Annotated in this window: 13 protein-coding genes and 1 other RNA gene; 12 read left to right on the top strand and 2 right to left on the bottom strand. The window is 52.5% G+C overall.

The window, feature by feature from the left end:
- Positions 1–18: 18 nt before the first annotated feature.
- Positions 19–1,326, bottom strand: coding sequence for a tagatose-bisphosphate aldolase subunit KbaZ (gene kbaZ, locus HED65_RS12450; RefSeq protein ID WP_114978820.1), 1,308 nt, complete (start codon positions 1,324–1,326; stop codon positions 19–21).
- A 239-nt stretch (positions 1,327–1,565) separates the two neighbouring features.
- Between kbaZ and HED65_RS12445 the strand changes: the two genes are divergently transcribed.
- Entirely contained in the window at positions 1,566–2,375 is an 810-nt protein-coding gene (locus tag HED65_RS12445; protein WP_114978818.1) for a DeoR family transcriptional regulator, read from the top strand.
- A 39-nt stretch (positions 2,376–2,414) separates the two neighbouring features.
- Here the strand turns inward: HED65_RS12445 and garD are convergent, their stop codons facing one another.
- Positions 2,415–3,986 (bottom strand): galactarate dehydratase, encoded by a 1,572-nt coding sequence (gene garD / locus HED65_RS12440; RefSeq protein WP_114978817.1) that lies wholly within the window; start codon positions 3,984–3,986, stop codon positions 2,415–2,417.
- A 336-nt stretch (positions 3,987–4,322) separates the two neighbouring features.
- On the opposite strand from garD, the gene garL reads away from it, so the two are divergent.
- The 11 genes from garL (at position 4,323) to HED65_RS12385 (ending at position 17,503) form a co-directional block, all read left to right on the top strand.
- Complete coding sequence (gene garL / locus HED65_RS12435; RefSeq protein ID WP_114978816.1) at positions 4,323–5,093, top strand: 2-dehydro-3-deoxyglucarate aldolase; 771 nt, start codon at positions 4,323–4,325, stop codon at positions 5,091–5,093.
- Positions 5,094–5,114: 21 nt separating this feature from the next.
- On the top strand, positions 5,115–6,005 hold the full coding sequence (garR, locus tag HED65_RS12430) for a 2-hydroxy-3-oxopropionate reductase (protein ID WP_114978815.1): 891 nt from the start codon (positions 5,115–5,117) through the stop codon (positions 6,003–6,005).
- A gap of 59 nt (positions 6,006–6,064) precedes the next feature.
- Positions 6,065–6,441: RNase P RNA component class A (rnpB, locus tag HED65_RS12425), an RNA gene on the top strand.
- Between the two features lie 665 nt (positions 6,442–7,106).
- On the top strand, positions 7,107–8,027 hold the full coding sequence (gene tdcA / locus HED65_RS12420; protein ID WP_028017080.1) for a transcriptional regulator TdcA: 921 nt from the start codon (positions 7,107–7,109) through the stop codon (positions 8,025–8,027).
- A gap of 116 nt (positions 8,028–8,143) precedes the next feature.
- Entirely contained in the window at positions 8,144–9,133 is a 990-nt protein-coding gene (gene tdcB / locus HED65_RS12415; RefSeq protein WP_114978895.1) for a bifunctional threonine ammonia-lyase/L-serine ammonia-lyase TdcB, read from the top strand.
- A 9-nt stretch (positions 9,134–9,142) separates the two neighbouring features.
- Positions 9,143–10,474, top strand: coding sequence for a threonine/serine transporter TdcC (gene tdcC / locus HED65_RS12410; RefSeq protein ID WP_028017082.1), 1,332 nt, complete (start codon positions 9,143–9,145; stop codon positions 10,472–10,474).
- Positions 10,475–10,504: 30 nt separating this feature from the next.
- Positions 10,505–11,713: a propionate kinase gene (gene tdcD / locus HED65_RS12405; RefSeq protein ID WP_114978814.1), complete on the top strand. Its 1,209-nt coding sequence runs from the start codon at positions 10,505–10,507 to the stop codon at positions 11,711–11,713.
- A 15-nt stretch (positions 11,714–11,728) separates the two neighbouring features.
- The gene (gene pflB, locus HED65_RS12400) at positions 11,729–14,023 is read left to right on the top strand and encodes a formate C-acetyltransferase (RefSeq protein ID WP_114978813.1); all 2,295 of its coding nucleotides are present in this window, start codon (positions 11,729–11,731) and stop codon (positions 14,021–14,023) included.
- 150 nt (positions 14,024–14,173) lie between these two features.
- Positions 14,174–14,584, top strand: coding sequence for a Spy/CpxP family protein refolding chaperone (locus tag HED65_RS12395; protein WP_114978812.1), 411 nt, complete (start codon positions 14,174–14,176; stop codon positions 14,582–14,584).
- 262 nt (positions 14,585–14,846) lie between these two features.
- Positions 14,847–16,178: an SLC5/6 family protein gene (locus tag HED65_RS12390; protein ID WP_114978811.1), complete on the top strand. Its 1,332-nt coding sequence runs from the start codon at positions 14,847–14,849 to the stop codon at positions 16,176–16,178.
- Between the two features lie 20 nt (positions 16,179–16,198).
- Positions 16,199–17,503, top strand: coding sequence for an L-cysteine desulfidase family protein (locus HED65_RS12385; protein ID WP_114978810.1), 1,305 nt, complete (start codon positions 16,199–16,201; stop codon positions 17,501–17,503).
- The last annotated feature ends 6 nt before the right edge of the window (positions 17,504–17,509 follow it).

The following is a 17,509-nucleotide window of genomic DNA, read 5'->3' as shown; positions in this document are numbered from 1 at the left end:
GCGTTTTCCTCTTTTTAATTATGCGTGTTGAGTCGTTACGCCTTCGCAGGCGGCGTGGTACTGCTGAAGTATGTCCTGAATGTGGTCGATGATGAGTTCCCGTGGTGTTGACTTGAGAGCACCCTCGCGAACTTTGCTGTACTGCAACGGCAGGTACTGGCTAATCAGTGGCAGCGGGAGAGGGTCGTCAGCCAGGTTGCGTACCAGTCGCTCAAAGGCATCGTCAATCTGGCTGTCTGGCCAGTAATAGCGGACGCGGTCAGAGTAGCTATAGCCGCGTGCCAGGCGTCGTGCATTGCCGTCACCGTGGTAATGGCTTTGCCAGTATTCCGGGCGATCGAGCATCACGTTTTCCAGTACGTGACGCAGGCCAGAACTGGCTTTTGCAGGCAGCAGTTCTTCTTCAATGGCGGCCAGTGAAAACAACGCTTCTCGCAAAGCGAAGGTCAAAGCTGGGCCGACTTTCAGGATCGCGAAGTGATCTTTTACCAGCTGGCGAAGCGCTTGCGGTGTCTGGTAATCGGTGGAGTGCGCTTCAAACACCAGCGTGTCGTACGCTTCCACCATTTTGCTCAGCGCGACGGCCTTGTGTGGTTGGTAGTCGCACACATGGGCGTGGTCAAACTCGACGCCAGGCTGAACCACCAGGCCAATGATACGCGGCCAGATAGGGTTTAAACCTTCCTTCTCGAAAGCGTGACGGTGTGCTTCAAGCGTGGCGCGTGCCGCTTCCGGTGTGGTGACGTCGAGTTCATTCAGTGTTTCATGCGCCCCGCCGGGAACGGGCACTTCAGTGCCGATAACATAGACCAGGTCAGACACGCCAAACTGTTCACGACAGGTCTGTTCGGCAATTTTCGCCAGACGTGCCGCACGCTCTGCGACGATTGCGTCGGTTAAAGGCACTGGATCGTCTTCGCAAGACATACTGCAGTCGAGGTGGATCTTTTTGAACCCGGCTGCAACATAGCTTTTGATCAGATCGTCGGCATTTTCCATCGCCTGTTCCGCAGGTAGATTTTGCCAGCGGTTTGGGCCCAGATGATCCCCACCGAGGATCAATTGTGACCTGGGGAAATCAAGGGATTCCGCCAGCTGACAAACAAACCCGTGAAAATCAGCGGGCGTCATGCCGGTATAGCCACCAAACTGATCCACCTGGTTGGAGGTGGCCTCAATTAATAGCGGCGTCTGATGCGAGTGGGCGTAACGAATTGCCGCTTCAAGTACCAGTGGATGTGCGGAACAGACGGCATAAATCCCGTTTGAATTCCCCCGTTTATGTTGTTCCACCATTTCTGTCAGATGTTTCACTTTCCTCTCCATTTCGGATGGTGATGGTAGTCATCTTTCGTTTTGTTTCATTTAATCCTGCATCATGGTGGTATAAAAATAAAACGAAAGATAATAGTTTTCCGATCTGTTTCACAAAAGAAACATAATGAAAGGTTTCAGCGCCGGGTGAGCTTGCCACTGCTCGTCAGACAGGGCTTGCATTCCCATAAAAGAAAGGCCTTAATAAGCAAAACGAAATGAAACGAAAGTTTATTGATTAAGGAGCTCGCATGAGCAGCACCGATTCATCCGCAGAAAAGCGCATCACCGGCACCAGTGAAAGGCGAGAGCAAATTATTCAGCGGTTGCGGGCGCAGGGAAGCGTGCAGGTTAACGATCTTTCTCATTTATATGGTGTTTCGACGGTAACGATCCGCAACGACCTGGCCTTCCTTGAGAAGCAGGGTATCGCCGTGCGTGCTTATGGTGGTGCACTGATTTGTGAAGGTCATGCACAAGGCGTTGAACCTTCAGTGGAAGATAAAAGTTCGCTGAATACGGCCGTAAAGCGCAGTATCGCGCAGGCGGCCGCTGAGCTGGTGAAGCCAGGACACCGTATCATTCTGGATTCTGGCACCACGACATTTGAAATCGCCCGTATGCTGCGCCAGCATACGGACGTGATTGCTATGACCAACGGCATGAATGTCGCGAACGCGTTGCTGGAAGCGGAAGGGGTGGAATTGCTGATGACTGGCGGGCATTTACGCCGTCAGTCGCAATCTTTCTATGGCGACCAGGCGGAGCAATCATTACAGAATTACCATTTTGATATGCTGTTCCTGGGTGTCGACGCCATCGATCTCGATCGCGGTGTAAGCACGCATAACGAAGATGAAGCCCGTCTGAATCGCAAAATGTGTGAGGTGGCGGAGCGCATTATTGTCGTGACTGACTCCAGTAAGTTTAACCGCTCAAGCCTGCATAAAATCATTGATACCCAACGCATTGATATGATTATTGTCGACGAAGGTATTCCGGCTGAAAGTCTGGAAGGGTTACGCAAGATTGGGATAGACGTGGTGTTGGTTAAGGAATAATTGTGACCCTCTCCCGCTCGGGGAGAGGGTCGGCGTTAATCAGGTCACCGGTGCCGGGTTAAACACCGCCAGCTGATTATGTAATCCCCATTGGTCAGAGAAGGTTTTCTTGCGACCGCTCGCCACATCCAGAATGAAGTGGAATAGCTTCCAGCCCACATCCTCAATACTTTCTTCCCCGGTGGCGATAGTACCTGCGTTGATATCCATTAAATCATACCAGCGGTTTGCCAGCTCGGTGCGGGTTGCCATCTTGATCACCGGAACCGCCATCAGGCCGTACGGTGTGCCGCGTCCGGTGGTAAAGACCTGCACTGTAATACCAGACGCGACTTGCTGCGTACCGCACACAAAATCGCTGGCCGGAGTTGCCGCGTAAATCAGGCCGCGTCGGGTTGGACGCTGACCCGGTGAAAGGACTTCAACAATGGCGCTCTGGCCGGATTTGGCAATCGAACCGAGGGCTTTTTCCACCACGTTCGCCAGACCGCCTTTTTTGTTCCCCGGAGAGGGGTTGGCGCTACGGTCGGTTTTGCCCATATCAAGATAATTATCGTACCAGGCCATCTCCTCAAGCAGACGTTTGCCCACCTCTTCATTGATGGCGCGCGGGGTAAGCAGATGGATAGCGTCACGCACTTCAGTCACTTCGGAGAACATCACCGTGGCACCACAGCGAACAAACAGATCGGACGCGTAGCCTACCGCCGGGTTGGCGGTCACGCCGGAAAACGCATCGCTGCCGCCGCACTGTGTTCCTACCACCAGCTCAGAGGCCGGGCAGGTTTCACGCTGGCGTTTGTTCAGCTTATCCAGATGACGTTCTGCCACCTGAAGAATATCATCGACCATCGATCTGAAACCGACGTGGTGCTCGTCCTGCAAACGCACGATACTGGCATCGCTGACCGGGATAGCTTTCACGTCCTCGGTCCCTTGCAGCAGGCGTTCAGGCTGCAGCTTTTCACAGCCGAGGCCAATGACCATCACCTCGCCGCCGAAGTTAGGGTTCAGGGCGATATTGTGAATGGTACGGACAGGCACAACGGCCGCCGGTGCATTGATGGCCACACCGCAGCCATAAAGGTGATTCAGGCCGACCACGCCATCCACGTTCGGGTATTTCGGCAGCAGGTCGCGTTCAATAATTTTCACCACATAATCCACCACGCCTGCCACACAGTGCACGCTGGTGGTAATGCCGAGCAGGTTTTTGGTGCCGACACTACCGTCGGCATTGCGATAACCGTCGAAGGTATAGCCTTCCAGTGGAGGGAGTGGTTCAGGCACACGGGTTGCCAGCGGGAGTGTGTTCAGGGGCGGTGTTTTTGGCAGCTCGACCAGCGACTCTTCAACCCAGCTACCCTGCGGAATGGCGCGAATGGCATAACCAATCACCTCTCCGTAACGCACAATTTCACCGTGAGCGGGGATATCCACAAGCGCGACTTTATGTCCCTGCGGAATATGCTCAATCAACTCCAGCCCGTTCGGGAAACGGGTCCCCGCTTTTAAGCCATTGTCGTTGACAATAATCGCCACATTATCGGTGTCGTGTACTTTTATATAAAACGCCATCGGCAACGCTTGTCGAATTTCAATATCGGCCATTGTTCAGTATTCTCCAGCAAGAGTCTGATAATAAATGCAGCCAATTTTCTTATGGCAGAAATAAAGCATGTCAGGAGATAAGGGACGAGAATGTGATCTCGATCGCCCCAGAACCCGTAATGCCTGATTCTGTGCATCAGCGCGCAGTGATTCGTGCAAATGCTCAAAATATTATCAAAACGGACAACAATACTTGAGCATTAAAACAATGTGTCGCGGTGATGTGCGGATTATACTGAATGACGATTTTATAACGCCGAAATTAAGTCAGAAAATAAATATAACGCTGGCAATAAATATACGGAATAAGGCTGCGGAATTAAAAAGGTAAACGCGATGAATAACGATATTTTCCCAAATAAGTTTAAAGCGTCCCTCGCGGCGCATCAGATCCAGATTGGTTGCTGGTCCGCGCTGGCAAATCCCATCAGCACTGAAGTGCTGGGCCTGGCCGGTTTCGACTGGCTGGTACTGGACGGTGAGCATGCGCCGAACGATATCAATACGTTTATTCCGCAGTTGATGGCACTCAAAGGTAGCCAGAGCGCGCCGGTGGTGCGTGTGCCAACCAACGAACCGGTGATCATCAAACGTCTGCTGGATATCGGCTTCTACAACTTCCTGATCCCGTTTGTGGAAACGAAAGAAGAGGCGGCGCGGGCCGTGGCCGCAACGCGCTATCCCCCGGAAGGGATCCGCGGTGTATCCGTTTCGCATCGCGCCAATATGTTTGGCACTGTGCCGGACTACTTCGCGCAGTCCAATAACAACATCAGCATCCTGGTACAGATTGAGAGTCAGCAGGGGGTTGATAACGTTGACGCCATTGCTGCCACACACGGCGTCGACGGCATCTTTGTTGGCCCGAGTGACCTGGCTGCGGCGTTGGGACACCTGGGTAATGCGGGTCACCCGGACGTACAGCATGCCATTCAACACATCTTTGCCCGCGCCAAAGCTCATGGCAAACCGTGCGGCATTCTGGCACCGGTTGAAGCTGACGCTCGTCGTTATCTGGAATGGGGAGCCACCTTTGTGGCTGTTGGCAGTGACCTCGGCGTATTCCGCTCAGCCACGCAGAAATTAGCGGACGCTTTTAAAAAATAACCATCATTGAGGAAACAGATTATGACGCTGAAAGTCGGTTTTATTGGCCTGGGGATCATGGGTAAACCAATGAGTAAGAACCTCATCAAAGCGGGTTACTCACTGATGGTTTCAGACCATAATCCGCAAGCTGTGGCTGAGGTCATTGCTGCGGGTGCTGAAACGGCCACCACAGCCAGAGCCATTGCTGAGCAGTGCGATGTCATCATCACCATGCTGCCAAACTCTCCGCATGTAAAAGAGGTCGCTCTGGGTGAGAATGGCATTATCGACGGTGCGAAGCCAGGTCTGGTACTGATTGATATGAGCTCTATTGCTCCCCTCGCAAGCCGTGAAATCAGCGAAGCGTTGAAAGCGAAAGGCGTCGATATGCTGGATGCGCCGGTCAGCGGTGGTGAACCGAAAGCGATCGACGGCACGCTGTCGGTGATGGTCGGCGGCGATAAAGCGATCTTCGACAAGTACTACGATCTGATGAAAGCGATGGCTGGCTCTGTGGTGCACACCGGTGACATCGGGGCGGGTAACGTGACCAAGTTGGCGAACCAGGTAATTGTGGCGCTGAATATTGCTGCGATGTCCGAAGCGCTGACGCTGGCAACCAAAGCGGGCGTCAACCCGGACCTGGTCTACCAGGCAATCCGTGGCGGTCTGGCGGGAAGTACCGTGCTGGATGCTAAAGCACCGATGGTGATGGATCGTAACTTCAAACCTGGTTTCCGCATCGACCTGCATATTAAAGATCTGGCAAACGCACTGGATACTTCTCACGGCGTGGGGGCGCAACTGCCGCTGACCGCCGCCGTGATGGAAATGATGCAGGCCCTGCGCGCCGATGGCATGGGGACGGCCGACCACAGTGCCATTGCGTGCTACTACGAAAAACTGGCGAAGGTGGAAGTCGCGCGTTAATCGCGTCTTGCCCACACCTGAGGGTGACAGCGGCGCGCAAACCCTCTATACTGCGCGCCGAAGCTGACCAGACAGTCGCCGCTTCGTCGTCGTCCCCTTCGGGGGAGACGGGCGGAGGGGAGGAAAGTCCGGGCTCCATAGGGCAGGGTGCCAGGTAACGCCTGGGGGGGAAACCCACGACCAGTGCAACAGAGAGCAAACCGCCGATGGCCCGCGCAAGCGGGATCAGGTAAGGGTGAAAGGGTGCGGTAAGAGCGCACCGCGCGGCTGGTAACAGTCCGTGGCACGGTAAACTCCACCCGGAGCAAGGCCAAATAGGGGTTCACATGGTACGGCCCGTACTGAACCCGGGTAGGCTGCTTGAGCCAGTGAGCGATTGCTGGCCTAGATGAATGACTGTCCACGACAGAACCCGGCTTATCGGTCAGCTTCAACTTCTTTTAAAACCCCGCTTCGGCGGGGTTTTTGCTTTCTGTACCACCCTGCTCATGTTTACAAATGACATCAATTCTCAAAATTGCGACGCTAAGCACATTTCACTATTTTATTGCTCAATAACTCAAGTCGGGCTCGGTAGAGGATCGCAATCACAAAATTTCACGCTAAGAAATGCTGAATTCTCAGTGTTATGGGTTTGTTATGAATATTGTCATTATGATCTCTAATGTTTTCTAATTTGATATGCGTATTTTGGAATCAAATACATTTACCCCGTGAATATGTGATGCATTCCACTCTTTTTCAGTAACCCGAAAATTCAGCCCTGAAAAATTTTATAAATTGAAAAAATGTTATAACCAAATAATGGTTATTAATTGCCCTTTAATTGCCTGAAAGATAGCCTTTATTGATTTTTTTAGACCAAAGAAATTTATCAGGGTTATCGCCATAAAATAAATTTATTACCGCTATTTTTGTTGATCAATATCAGCGTATTGACGTATTAGATATCATCTAACTGATTGATAAATAAGTTATTTAATAGTGTCTCGCACGTGTGGTTAGCGGTCCTGAAAAGCAAATTGTGAGTAACAGCACATACCCCTTTAAACAATATTGAGTAGAATCCACCCCGTCATAGGGAAATAAGCGCAGAATATTATGAACACTATTATTCTACCGAAAACACAGCACCTCGTGGTATTTCAGGAAGTCATTAAAAGTGGCTCCATAGGTTCTGCGGCAAGACAACTGGGTCTGACACAACCAGCGGTCAGCAAAATCATCAGCGATATCGAATCCTACTTCGGTGTTGAAGTGATGGTGCGTAAAAACACCGGCGTAAAACTGACTGCCGCAGGCCAGGTTCTGCTCTCATACTCAGAGTCGATCACCCGTGAGATGAAAAACATGGTGAGCGAGATCAACAGTCTGAGTTTCAGCACCGTTATGGATGTCTCCTTTGGCTATCCGTCTCTGATCGGCTTTACCTTCCTGTCCGAAATGATCAAAAAATTCAAGGAAGTGTTCCCGAAAGCACGTGTCTCCATGTATGAAGCGCAGTTGTCATCCTTCCTCCCGGCCATTCGCGACGGTCGGCTGGATTTCGCCATCGGGACGCTGAGCGATGAGATGCTTCTGCAGGATCTGCACGTTGAACCACTGTTTGAGTCCGAGTTTGTGCTCGTCGCCAGTAAAACACGAACGTGCACCGGTTCGACAACACTGGCATCACTCACACATGAGCAGTGGGTGATGCCGCAAACCGATATGGGCTACTACAAAGAACTCCTGACCACCCTGCAAGACAATCACATCAGCATTGAAAACATCGTCCAGACCGATTCCGTTGTCACCATTTATAACCTTGTGCTGAATGCCGATTATTTGACGGTCATTCCCCGCGACATGATTGCACCGTTCGGCTCCGATCAGTTTATTGTCCTGCCAGTGGAAGATGAATTACCCGTGGCGCGTTATGCCGCCGTGTGGTCAAAAAATTACAGAATTAAAAAATCAGCGTCAGTATTAGTTGAGCTGGCAAAACAATATGCATCACTCACCAGTGAAAGACGACGATGATTTAATAAAACCCAGATAAGCATTAAACCTGTTTTAAAGCACCCAGAGTTTGTTTTATTCATGCTCTGATACCCTGACTTTGCCCGAAAAGAATGAATTATTATAACGAGGATATTATGCACATTACCTACGATCTCCCGGTAACCATTGAAGATATTCAGGACGCCAGAAAACGACTGGCAGGTAAAATATATAAAACCGGCATGCCCCGTTCGAATTATCTCAGTGAACGTTGTAAGGGTGAAATATTCCTGAAGTTTGAGAACATGCAGCGTACCGGTTCGTTTAAGATCCGTGGTGCGTTTAACAAATTAAGCTCTTTGACTGACGCTGAAAAACGCAAAGGGGTTGTCGCCTGCTCCGCGGGAAACCATGCGCAGGGGGTGTCCCTTTCCTGTGCTATGCTCGGTATCGACGGCAAAGTTGTGATGCCAATGGGCGCGCCGAAATCCAAAGTGGCCGCGACGCGTGACTACTCGGCGGAAGTGGTGTTGCACGGTGATAATTTCAACGACACCATCGCTAAAGTCAGCGAAATCGTTGAGATGGAAGGGCGTATTTTTATTCCACCTTACGACGATCCGAAAGTGATTGCCGGCCAGGGCACCATCGGCCTGGAAATCCTCGAAGATTTGTACGACGTGGATAATGTGATTGTCCCTATCGGCGGCGGCGGATTAATTGCCGGGATTGCCACAGCGATTAAATCCATCAACCCGACGATTAATATTATCGGTGTACAGTCTGAAAACGTTCACGGAATGGCAGCCTCCTGGCAGGCCGGAGAAATAACCAACCATCGTGTAACCGGCACATTAGCCGACGGTTGCGACGTTTCGCGTCCGGGTAAATTAACCTTCGAAATTGTTCGTGAATTAGTCGATGACATTGTGCTGGTCAGTGAAGACGATATTCGTAACAGCATGATAGCCCTTATTCAGCGAAATAAAGTGGTGACAGAAGGCGCTGGCGCGCTGGCCTGTGCCGCGTTATTAAGCGGCAAACTTGACCACTATATTCAGGGTCGTAAAACCGTCTGCATTATTTCCGGCGGCAATATCGACCTCTCTCGTGTTTCCCAAATTACCGGCTTCGTTGACGCATAAAGGTGACCTATGAGCAACACAGAAAGCATTATCGTTGGTCAGACAAAAACGTCCTCCTGGCGTAAGTCTGATACCACCTGGACCCTGGGCCTGTTTGGTACCGCTATTGGCGCAGGCGTGCTGTTCTTCCCTATCCGCGCAGGCTTTGGTGGGTTGATCCCCATCCTGCTGATGTTGGTTCTTGCGTTCCCGATTGCGTTTTACTGCCACCGCGCGCTGGCGCGTCTCTGTCTGTCCGGCAGCAACGTCTCCGGCAACATCACCGAAACGGTGGAAGAGCATTTCGGTAAGACCGGCGGGGTGGTCATCACTTTCCTCTACTTCTTCGCCATTTGCCCACTGCTGTGGATTTACGGTGTCACCATTACTAACACCTTTATGACTTTCTGGGAAAACCAGCTCCAGCTACCTGCGCTTAACCGCGGCGTGGTGGCGCTGTTCCTGCTGCTGTTGATGGCCTTTGTTATCTGGTTCGGTAAAGACCTGATGGTGAAGGTAATGAGCTTCCTGGTGTTTCCGTTTATCGCCAGTCTGGTGCTGATTTCCCTGTCGCTGATCCCTTACTGGAACTCAGCAGTCATCGACCAGGTCAACCTGAGCGACATCGCTTTCACCGGTCATGACGGCATTCTGGTCACGGTGTGGTTGGGGATCTCCATCATGGTCTTCTCCTTTAACTTCTCGCCGATTGTCTCCTCATTCGTAGTCTCCAAACGCGAAGAGTACGAACCGGAGTTCGGTAAAGAGTTTACCGAGCAAAAATGCTCCAAAATTATCGGTCGCGCCAGCATGCTGATGGTCGCCGTGGTGATGTTCTTCGCTTTTAGCTGCCTGTTTACGCTCTCTCCGCAGAACATGGCGGATGCCAAAGCGCAGAACATTCCGGTGCTTTCATACCTGGCGAACCACTTTGCCTCCATGTCAGGAACCAAATCGACGTTTGCCACAGTGCTGGAATACGGTGCTTCCATCATTGCGCTGGTCGCTATCTTCAAATCTTTCTTCGGTCACTATCTGGGCACGCTGGAAGGACTTAACGGTCTGATCCTCAAGTTCGGTTACAAGGGCGATAAGAAGAAAGTCTCCGTAGGCAAGCTGAATACCATCAGCATGGTGTTCATCATGGGCTCCACCTGGGTTGTGGCTTACGCCAACCCGAACATTCTCGACCTTATCGAAGCCATGGGTGCGCCAATCATCGCCTCTCTGCTGTGCCTGTTACCGATGTATGCCATTCGCAAAGCACCGGCTATGGCGAAATTTAAGGGCAGACCCGAGAACATCTTCGTTACCGTTGTCGGTCTGCTGACCATTCTGAATATCGTTTACAAACTGTTCTAAATCATTGCTCAGGAAGAGCGGAGTAACACCATGATTGAGTTTCCGGTTGTACTGGTTATTAACTGCGGTTCGTCCTCTGTTAAGTTTTCGGTGCTCGATGCCAGTAACTGTGATGCCCTGATGACGGGGATTGCGGATGGCATCAACACTGAAAAAGCCTTTATTTCCGTGAATGGGGGTGAGCCAGCCACACTGGCTCACCATGACTACGAAGGGGCGTTGGCTGCCATCGCCCTGGAACTGGAGAAGCGTAACCTGATGAGCAGCGTGGCCTTGATTGGCCATCGTATTGCTCATGGCGGCGACCTCTTCAGCGAGTCGACCCTGATTACGGATAAGGTGATTGAACAGATCCGTCAGGTTTCTCCCCTGGCACCACTGCATAACTACGCCAATCTCAGCGGTGTAGAAGCCGCTGAACGCCTGTTCCCGGGCATACAGCAGGTTGCAGTGTTCGATACCAGCTTCCATCAGACGCTGCCGCCGCAGGCCTATCTGTATGGTTTGCCTTACCGCTATTTTGAAGCGCTGGGCGTGCGTCGCTACGGTTTCCATGGCACTTCTCATCGCTATGTGGCCGGGCAGGCACATGCGCTTATCGGGCTGTCCCCCGATGACAGCGGCCTGGTGATTGCCCATCTCGGCAACGGGGCATCCATCTGTGCGGTGCGCAACGGTGAAAGCGTCGACACGTCCATGGGGATGACGCCGCTGGAAGGGCTGGTGATGGGCACGCGCTGTGGCGATGTGGATTTTGGCGCAATGGCGTGGATTGCCCAGCAGACGGGTCAGTCATTAGAGGATCTGGAGCGGGTAGTAAACAAAGAGTCCGGTCTGCTGGGGATCTCCGGGATTTCCTCAGATCTGCGGGCGCTCGAAAAAGCCTGGCACGAGGGCAATGAACGGGCGCAACTGGCAATACACACTTTTGTGCACCGTATCGCGCGGCATATCGCGGGTCACGCGGCGTCGCTGCATCGTCTTGATGGCGTGGTGTTCACCGGCGGTATTGGCGAGAACTCCAGGCTCATCCGTGCGCTGGTGGCTGACCATCTCAAGGTCTTTGGTATCACCCTCGACGAGACTAAAAACGCCCTGCCGGGCAGCGCGGGTGAGCGCGTCATTAGCACCGATTCGTCCCGCGTGGTCTGCGCGGTGATCCCTACCAATGAAGAAAAAATGATCGCGCTGGATGCCCTCCGTCTTGGGAAGGTGACCCCGGCTGCGGCTTACGCCTGATAAAGCGAGAATTAAATGAAAGTAACAATTGATACAGGCGTCGCGCCATACAGCGACGCATGGGCCGGGTTTCGCGGTGAAGAATGGAAAAACGCCGTCAACGTGCGCGATTTTATTCAGCATAACTACACCCCTTATGAAGGCGATGAAGCTTTCCTCGCGCAGGCGACGCCTGCAACGACGGCGCTCTGGCAGAAGGTAATGGTCGGCATTCGCCAGGAGAATGCCACCCATGCCCCGGTGGATTTTGATACTAACATTGCCACCACAATTACTGCTCATGGGCCTGGTTATATCGACCAGGATCTGGAGACCATTGTCGGCCTGCAGACTGACAAACCGCTCAAACGCGCCCTGCATCCGTATGGCGGGATCAACATGATCCGCAGTTCGTTCGAAGCCTATGGCCGCGAAATGGATCCGCAGTTTGAATACCTGTTTACCGACCTGCGTAAAACCCATAACCAGGGGGTGTTTGACGTCTATTCGCCGGAGATGATGCGCTGTCGTAAATCCGGCGTGTTAACCGGTTTGCCAGACGGCTACGGGCGCGGACGCATCATCGGTGACTACCGTCGCGTGGCGCTATACGGGATCGCTTATCTGGTGCGCGAACGTGAACTCCAGTTTACGGATCTGCAGGGCAGGCTGGAGCGCGGTGAAGATCTGGAGGCGACGATCCGCTTGCGTGAAGAGCTGGCGGAGCATAAGCGTGCGCTGCTGCAGATCCAGCAGATGGCGGCGAACTATGGCTTTGATATTTCACGTCCGGCGATAAACGCCCAGGAAGCGGTGCAATGGGTCTACTTTGCCTATCTGGCGGCGGTGAAATCTCAAAATGGCGGGGCGATGTCGCTGGGGCGCACGGCCTCGTTCCTCGATATTTATATTGAACGTGACATGCAGGCAGGACGCTTGAATGAAGTCCAGGCGCAGGAGTTGATCGACCACTTCATCATGAAGATCCGCATGGTGCGTTTCTTGCGTACGCCGGAGTTCGACACGCTATTCTCCGGCGATCCGATCTGGGCGACGGAAGTGATCGGCGGGATGGGGCTGGATGGCCGCACACTGGTGACCAAAAACAGCTTCCGCTATTTACACACCCTGCACACCATGGGGCCAGCGCCGGAGCCGAACCTGACGATCCTCTGGTCGGAAAAACTGCCGATAGCGTTCAAGAAATACGCCGCGCAGGTGTCGATCGTTACCTCGTCGCTGCAGTATGAGAACGACGATCTGATGCGGGCTGACTTCAACAGTGACGACTACGCGATAGCCTGCTGCGTCAGCCCGATGGTGATCGGCAAGCAGATGCAGTTCTTTGGCGCCCGCGCCAACCTGGCGAAAACGCTGCTGTACGCAATTAACGGTGGGGTGGATGAGAAACTGAAGATCCAGGTGGGACCGAAAACCGAGCCGCTGCTGGATGAAGTGCTGGATTACGATACCGTGATGGCGAGCCTCGATCACTTTATGGACTGGCTGGCGGTGCAGTACATCAGCGCGCTGAATCTCATTCACTATATGCATGACAAGTACAGCTACGAGGCTTCGCTGATGGCGCTGCACGACCGGGACGTATACCGCACCATGGCCTGCGGCATTGCTGGCCTGTCGGTGGCGGCGGATTCCCTGTCGGCCATTAAATATGCCACGGTGAAACCGGTTCGCGACCATACCGGTCTGGCGGTTGATTTCGTGATTGAAGGCGACTACCCGCAGTACGGCAACAATGATGACCGCGTGGACAGTATTGCCTGCGATCTGGTTGAGCGTTTTATGAAGAAAATCCAGGCGCTGCCAACCTACCGAAATGCAGTACCGACCCAGTCGATCCTCACCATCACCTCTAACGTGGTGTATGGCCAGAAGACCGGGAACACGCCGGACGGACGCCGCGGCGGCACGCCGTTTGCGCCTGGCGCGAACCCGATGCACGGCCGCGACAGAAAAGGAGCGGTGGCTTCGTTAACGTCGGTTGCTAAGCTACCGTTCACCTATGCGAAAGACGGCATCTCCTATACCTTCTCGATTGTGCCGCAGGCGCTGGGTAAGGACGAACTGGTTCGCAAAACCAACCTGGTGGGGTTACTGGACGGCTACTTCCACCACGAAGCGGCTATCGAAGGCGGGCAGCATCTGAACGTTAACGTCATGAACCGGGAAATGCTCCTGGATGCCATTGCGCATCCGGAGAACTATCCGAACCTGACGATCCGAGTTTCAGGCTATGCGGTGCGTTTTAATGCGCTGACACGCGAGCAGCAGCAGGATGTGATTTCGCGAACATTTACTCAATCGATCTGACAAAAGCGAGTTCTCATGCCCCCTTTGCAGGGGGCATTTTTTTGCCCGCTAAACATACAAAATTGTTTATATAATTATTCACACATATTCATCCGCTCTTGAAAAACAATACGCCTGCTTTTCCCTATAACAGAATGTAAGGACAGTAAGATGATGAAAATGACCCGTATTGCTTTGGTTGCAGTATCGCTGGCGGTATGCAGTTTTACGGCACAGGCCGCTAACGTAGAGGCTGCCCCGTCTCCAGCGCAGGATCCGCTGGTACAGCATCTGAAGCTCAGCAATGAGCAGGTTAAGAAGATTGAAGATCTGCATAAGCAGCTGGAACAAAATGTCAGTAAGATCCCGATGACGGGCGTGAAGGATGGTGCGCTGATCGACATGTTCCAGGCGGGTAAATGGGACGAAAGCACAGTGAAAAGCCAGCTTACCGCATTCAGCAAAATTGAAGAGCAGACCCGTTACTACCGCGTGAAATATTACTTCGATGTCAGCCAGGTTCTGACGCCGGAACAGCGTAAACAGATTAGAACGGATATGGCTAACGCACTGGCCGAGTGATTTCGTACCCGCGCCTGGCGCGGGTTTTTTATTTCTTGATCGCCATCACTTTTAGAAAATTAATGGTCTTTCTTTCTGTTGTGTAGGAAATTTTCCTTTCGGTTTAGTAAATCCTCACAAAACTTGTGACTTTTTTCTCCCTCTCTCCAGATATGATCTTTCCACACCAATAACACACACCTGCAGCTGTCTGAATCGCAATCGCTGGCGATCGGAACCCTATAAAAACAATTGATTACCCTACAAAATAAGCGAGTGCCCAATGGATACGGCAACAAACAGCAGTGTGATTGTGAATGATTCCCCGGCAGCTAGACGAGCGGGGATGCGTGAAAGCGAATGGCGAGAGGCGATTAAATTCGACAGCACCGACACAGGTTGGGTCATCATGAGTATCGGGATGGCTATCGGTGCGGGGATTGTTTTTCTGCCGGTACAGGTAGGATTAATGGGGCTGTGGGTCTTTTTACTTTCCTCGATTATTGGTTATCCGGCCATGTATTTGTTCCAGCGTCTGTTTATTAATACGCTGGCCGAATCCCCGGAATGCAAAGATTACCCGAGCGTCATTAGCGGTTATTTAGGTAAAAACTGGGGCATCTTATTAGGTGCGCTCTATTTCGTGATGCTGGTGATCTGGATGTTTGTCTATTCCACGGCCATCACCAACGACAGCGCCTCGTATTTACATACCTTTGGTGTCACAGACACTCTGCTCTCTGAAAACCCTTTTTATGGTTTATTCCTGATCTGCATTCTGGTCGCCATTTCATCGCGCGGTGAAAAGTTGCTGTTTAAAGTATCCAGCCTGATGGTGCTGACCAAATTATTCGTGGTTGCCGCGCTGGGTCTGTCAATGATTGGTCTTTGGCATTTAGCCAATGTCGGCATGCTGCCACCAATGGGCCTGCTGATTAAAAACGCCATTATTACGCTGCCCTTTACCTTAACGTCCATTCTCTTTATTCAAACCTTAAGCCCGATGGTCATCTCCTATCGTTCACGGGAAAAATCGGTTGAGGTGGCGCGGCACAAAGCATTGCGGGCAATGAATATTGCTTTTGGCGTGCTGTTTGTGACGGTCTTTTTCTATGCTGTCTCCTTCACGCTGGCAATGGGCCACGATGAGGCGGTAAAAGCCTACGAACAGAATATTTCTGCCCTGGCGATCGCGGCGCAGTTTATCAGTGGTGATGGTGCGGGCTGGGTCAAGATTGTCAGCGTGATCCTGAATATCTTTGCCGTAATGACCGCATTCTTCGGGGTCTATCTCGGCTTTCGCGAGGCTACGCAGGGTATCGTAATGAACATCCTGCGTCGCAAAATGCCGGCAGAAAAAATCAATGAAAACAACGTTCAGCGCGGCATTATGCTGTTCGCCATCCTGCTGGCCTGGAGCGCAATTGTATTAAACGCGCCGGTGCTGAGCTTCACTTCCATTTGTAGCCCCATCTTCGGCATGGTGGGCTGCCTAATCCCTGCATGGCTGGTCTACAAAGTCCCGGCACTGCATAAATATAAAGGCGTATCGCTGGTGATCATTGTCATCACCGGGTTGCTGCTTTGTGTTTCTCCTTTCCTCGCATTCTCCTGAGGGTAAATAAGGTCGTAACGATGTCTGAGCAAACTCAAATTTTATGGAAGCAATTTATTCGAACGGTGCAGGAAGAAGTTAAACCTGCACTTGGGTGTACCGAACCGGTTTCTCTGGCGTTGGCCTGCGCGATTGCTGCGGAGCATCTGTCAGGTGACGTCACGCAGATTGAGGCGTGGGTATCACCGAATCTGATGAAAAACGGGCTTGGCGTGACGGTGCCGGGTACCGGCATGGTCGGGTTACCCATTGCGGCGGCGCTGGGGGCCATTGGCGGCAACGCGCATGCCGGGCTGGAGGTGTTGAAAGATGTCACAGCCGATGCGCTGTCACGTGCTAAAGCTCTGCTGGAAGCAGGTCAGGTGCAGGTGAAACTGCAGGCGCCGTGCGATGAAATTCTTTACTCCAGAGTCTGCGTTTACGCCGGGAATTCCTCGGCAATGGTGACTATCGCTGGAGGACATACGCGAGTAGTGGAGGTGGTTTGCCAGGGGACAACGCGCTTTGCGCTTGACGATCAGCAAGGCGAGGTGAGTGACGATCCGTTGGCAGTGCTGTCAAACACTACGCTGTCGCAGATCCTTGAGTTTGTGGAACACATCCCGTTTGAGGCCATCCGTTTTATCCTGGAGGCCGGGAAGTTGAATGATGCCCTCTCCCGTGAAGGGCTCAGTGGGAAGTGGGGGCTGCACATTGGCGCAACACTCAATAAACAGCGGTCGCGTGGATGGATGGCGCAGGATCTGGGGTCGGACATTGTTATCCGTACCAGCGCGGCCTCTGACGCCAGGATGGGCGGTGCGACGCTACCTGCGATGAGCAATTCCGGGTCCGGGAATCAGGGGATCACTGCTACCCTACCGGTAGTGGTAGTCGCTGAACACGTTCAGGCTGATGACGAACGACTCGCACGAGCTCTGATGTTGTCACATCTTTCGGCAATCTACATTCATTCCCAGCTTCCACGTTTGTCGGCACTGTGTGCGGCCACCACGGCAGCAATGGGGGCTGCGGCAGGAATGGCCTGGCTGATGGGCGGAAGCTACCAGACTATCTCAATGGCGATTGGCAGTATGATCGGTGATGTCAGCGGGATGATCTGCGATGGGGCGTCTAACAGCTGCGCCATGAAAGTTTCTACCAGCGTGGCAAGTAGCTGGAAAGCGGTGATGATGGCGCTGGATGATTCTGCTGTGACGGGAAATGAAGGGATCGTGGCGCATGATGTAGAGCAATCGATCGCGAATCTGTGCGCGCTTGCGTGCCGCTCAATGCAGGCAACGGATCAGCAAATTATTGAGATTATGGCGAGTAAGGTGTCGTGAATTTTC

This window comes from Pantoea sp. LS15 (assembly GCF_012241585.1).
In the GTDB taxonomy this organism is placed as follows: domain Bacteria; phylum Pseudomonadota; class Gammaproteobacteria; order Enterobacterales; family Enterobacteriaceae; genus Enterobacter.
This window is presented reverse-complemented; position numbering and strand designations above follow the sequence as displayed.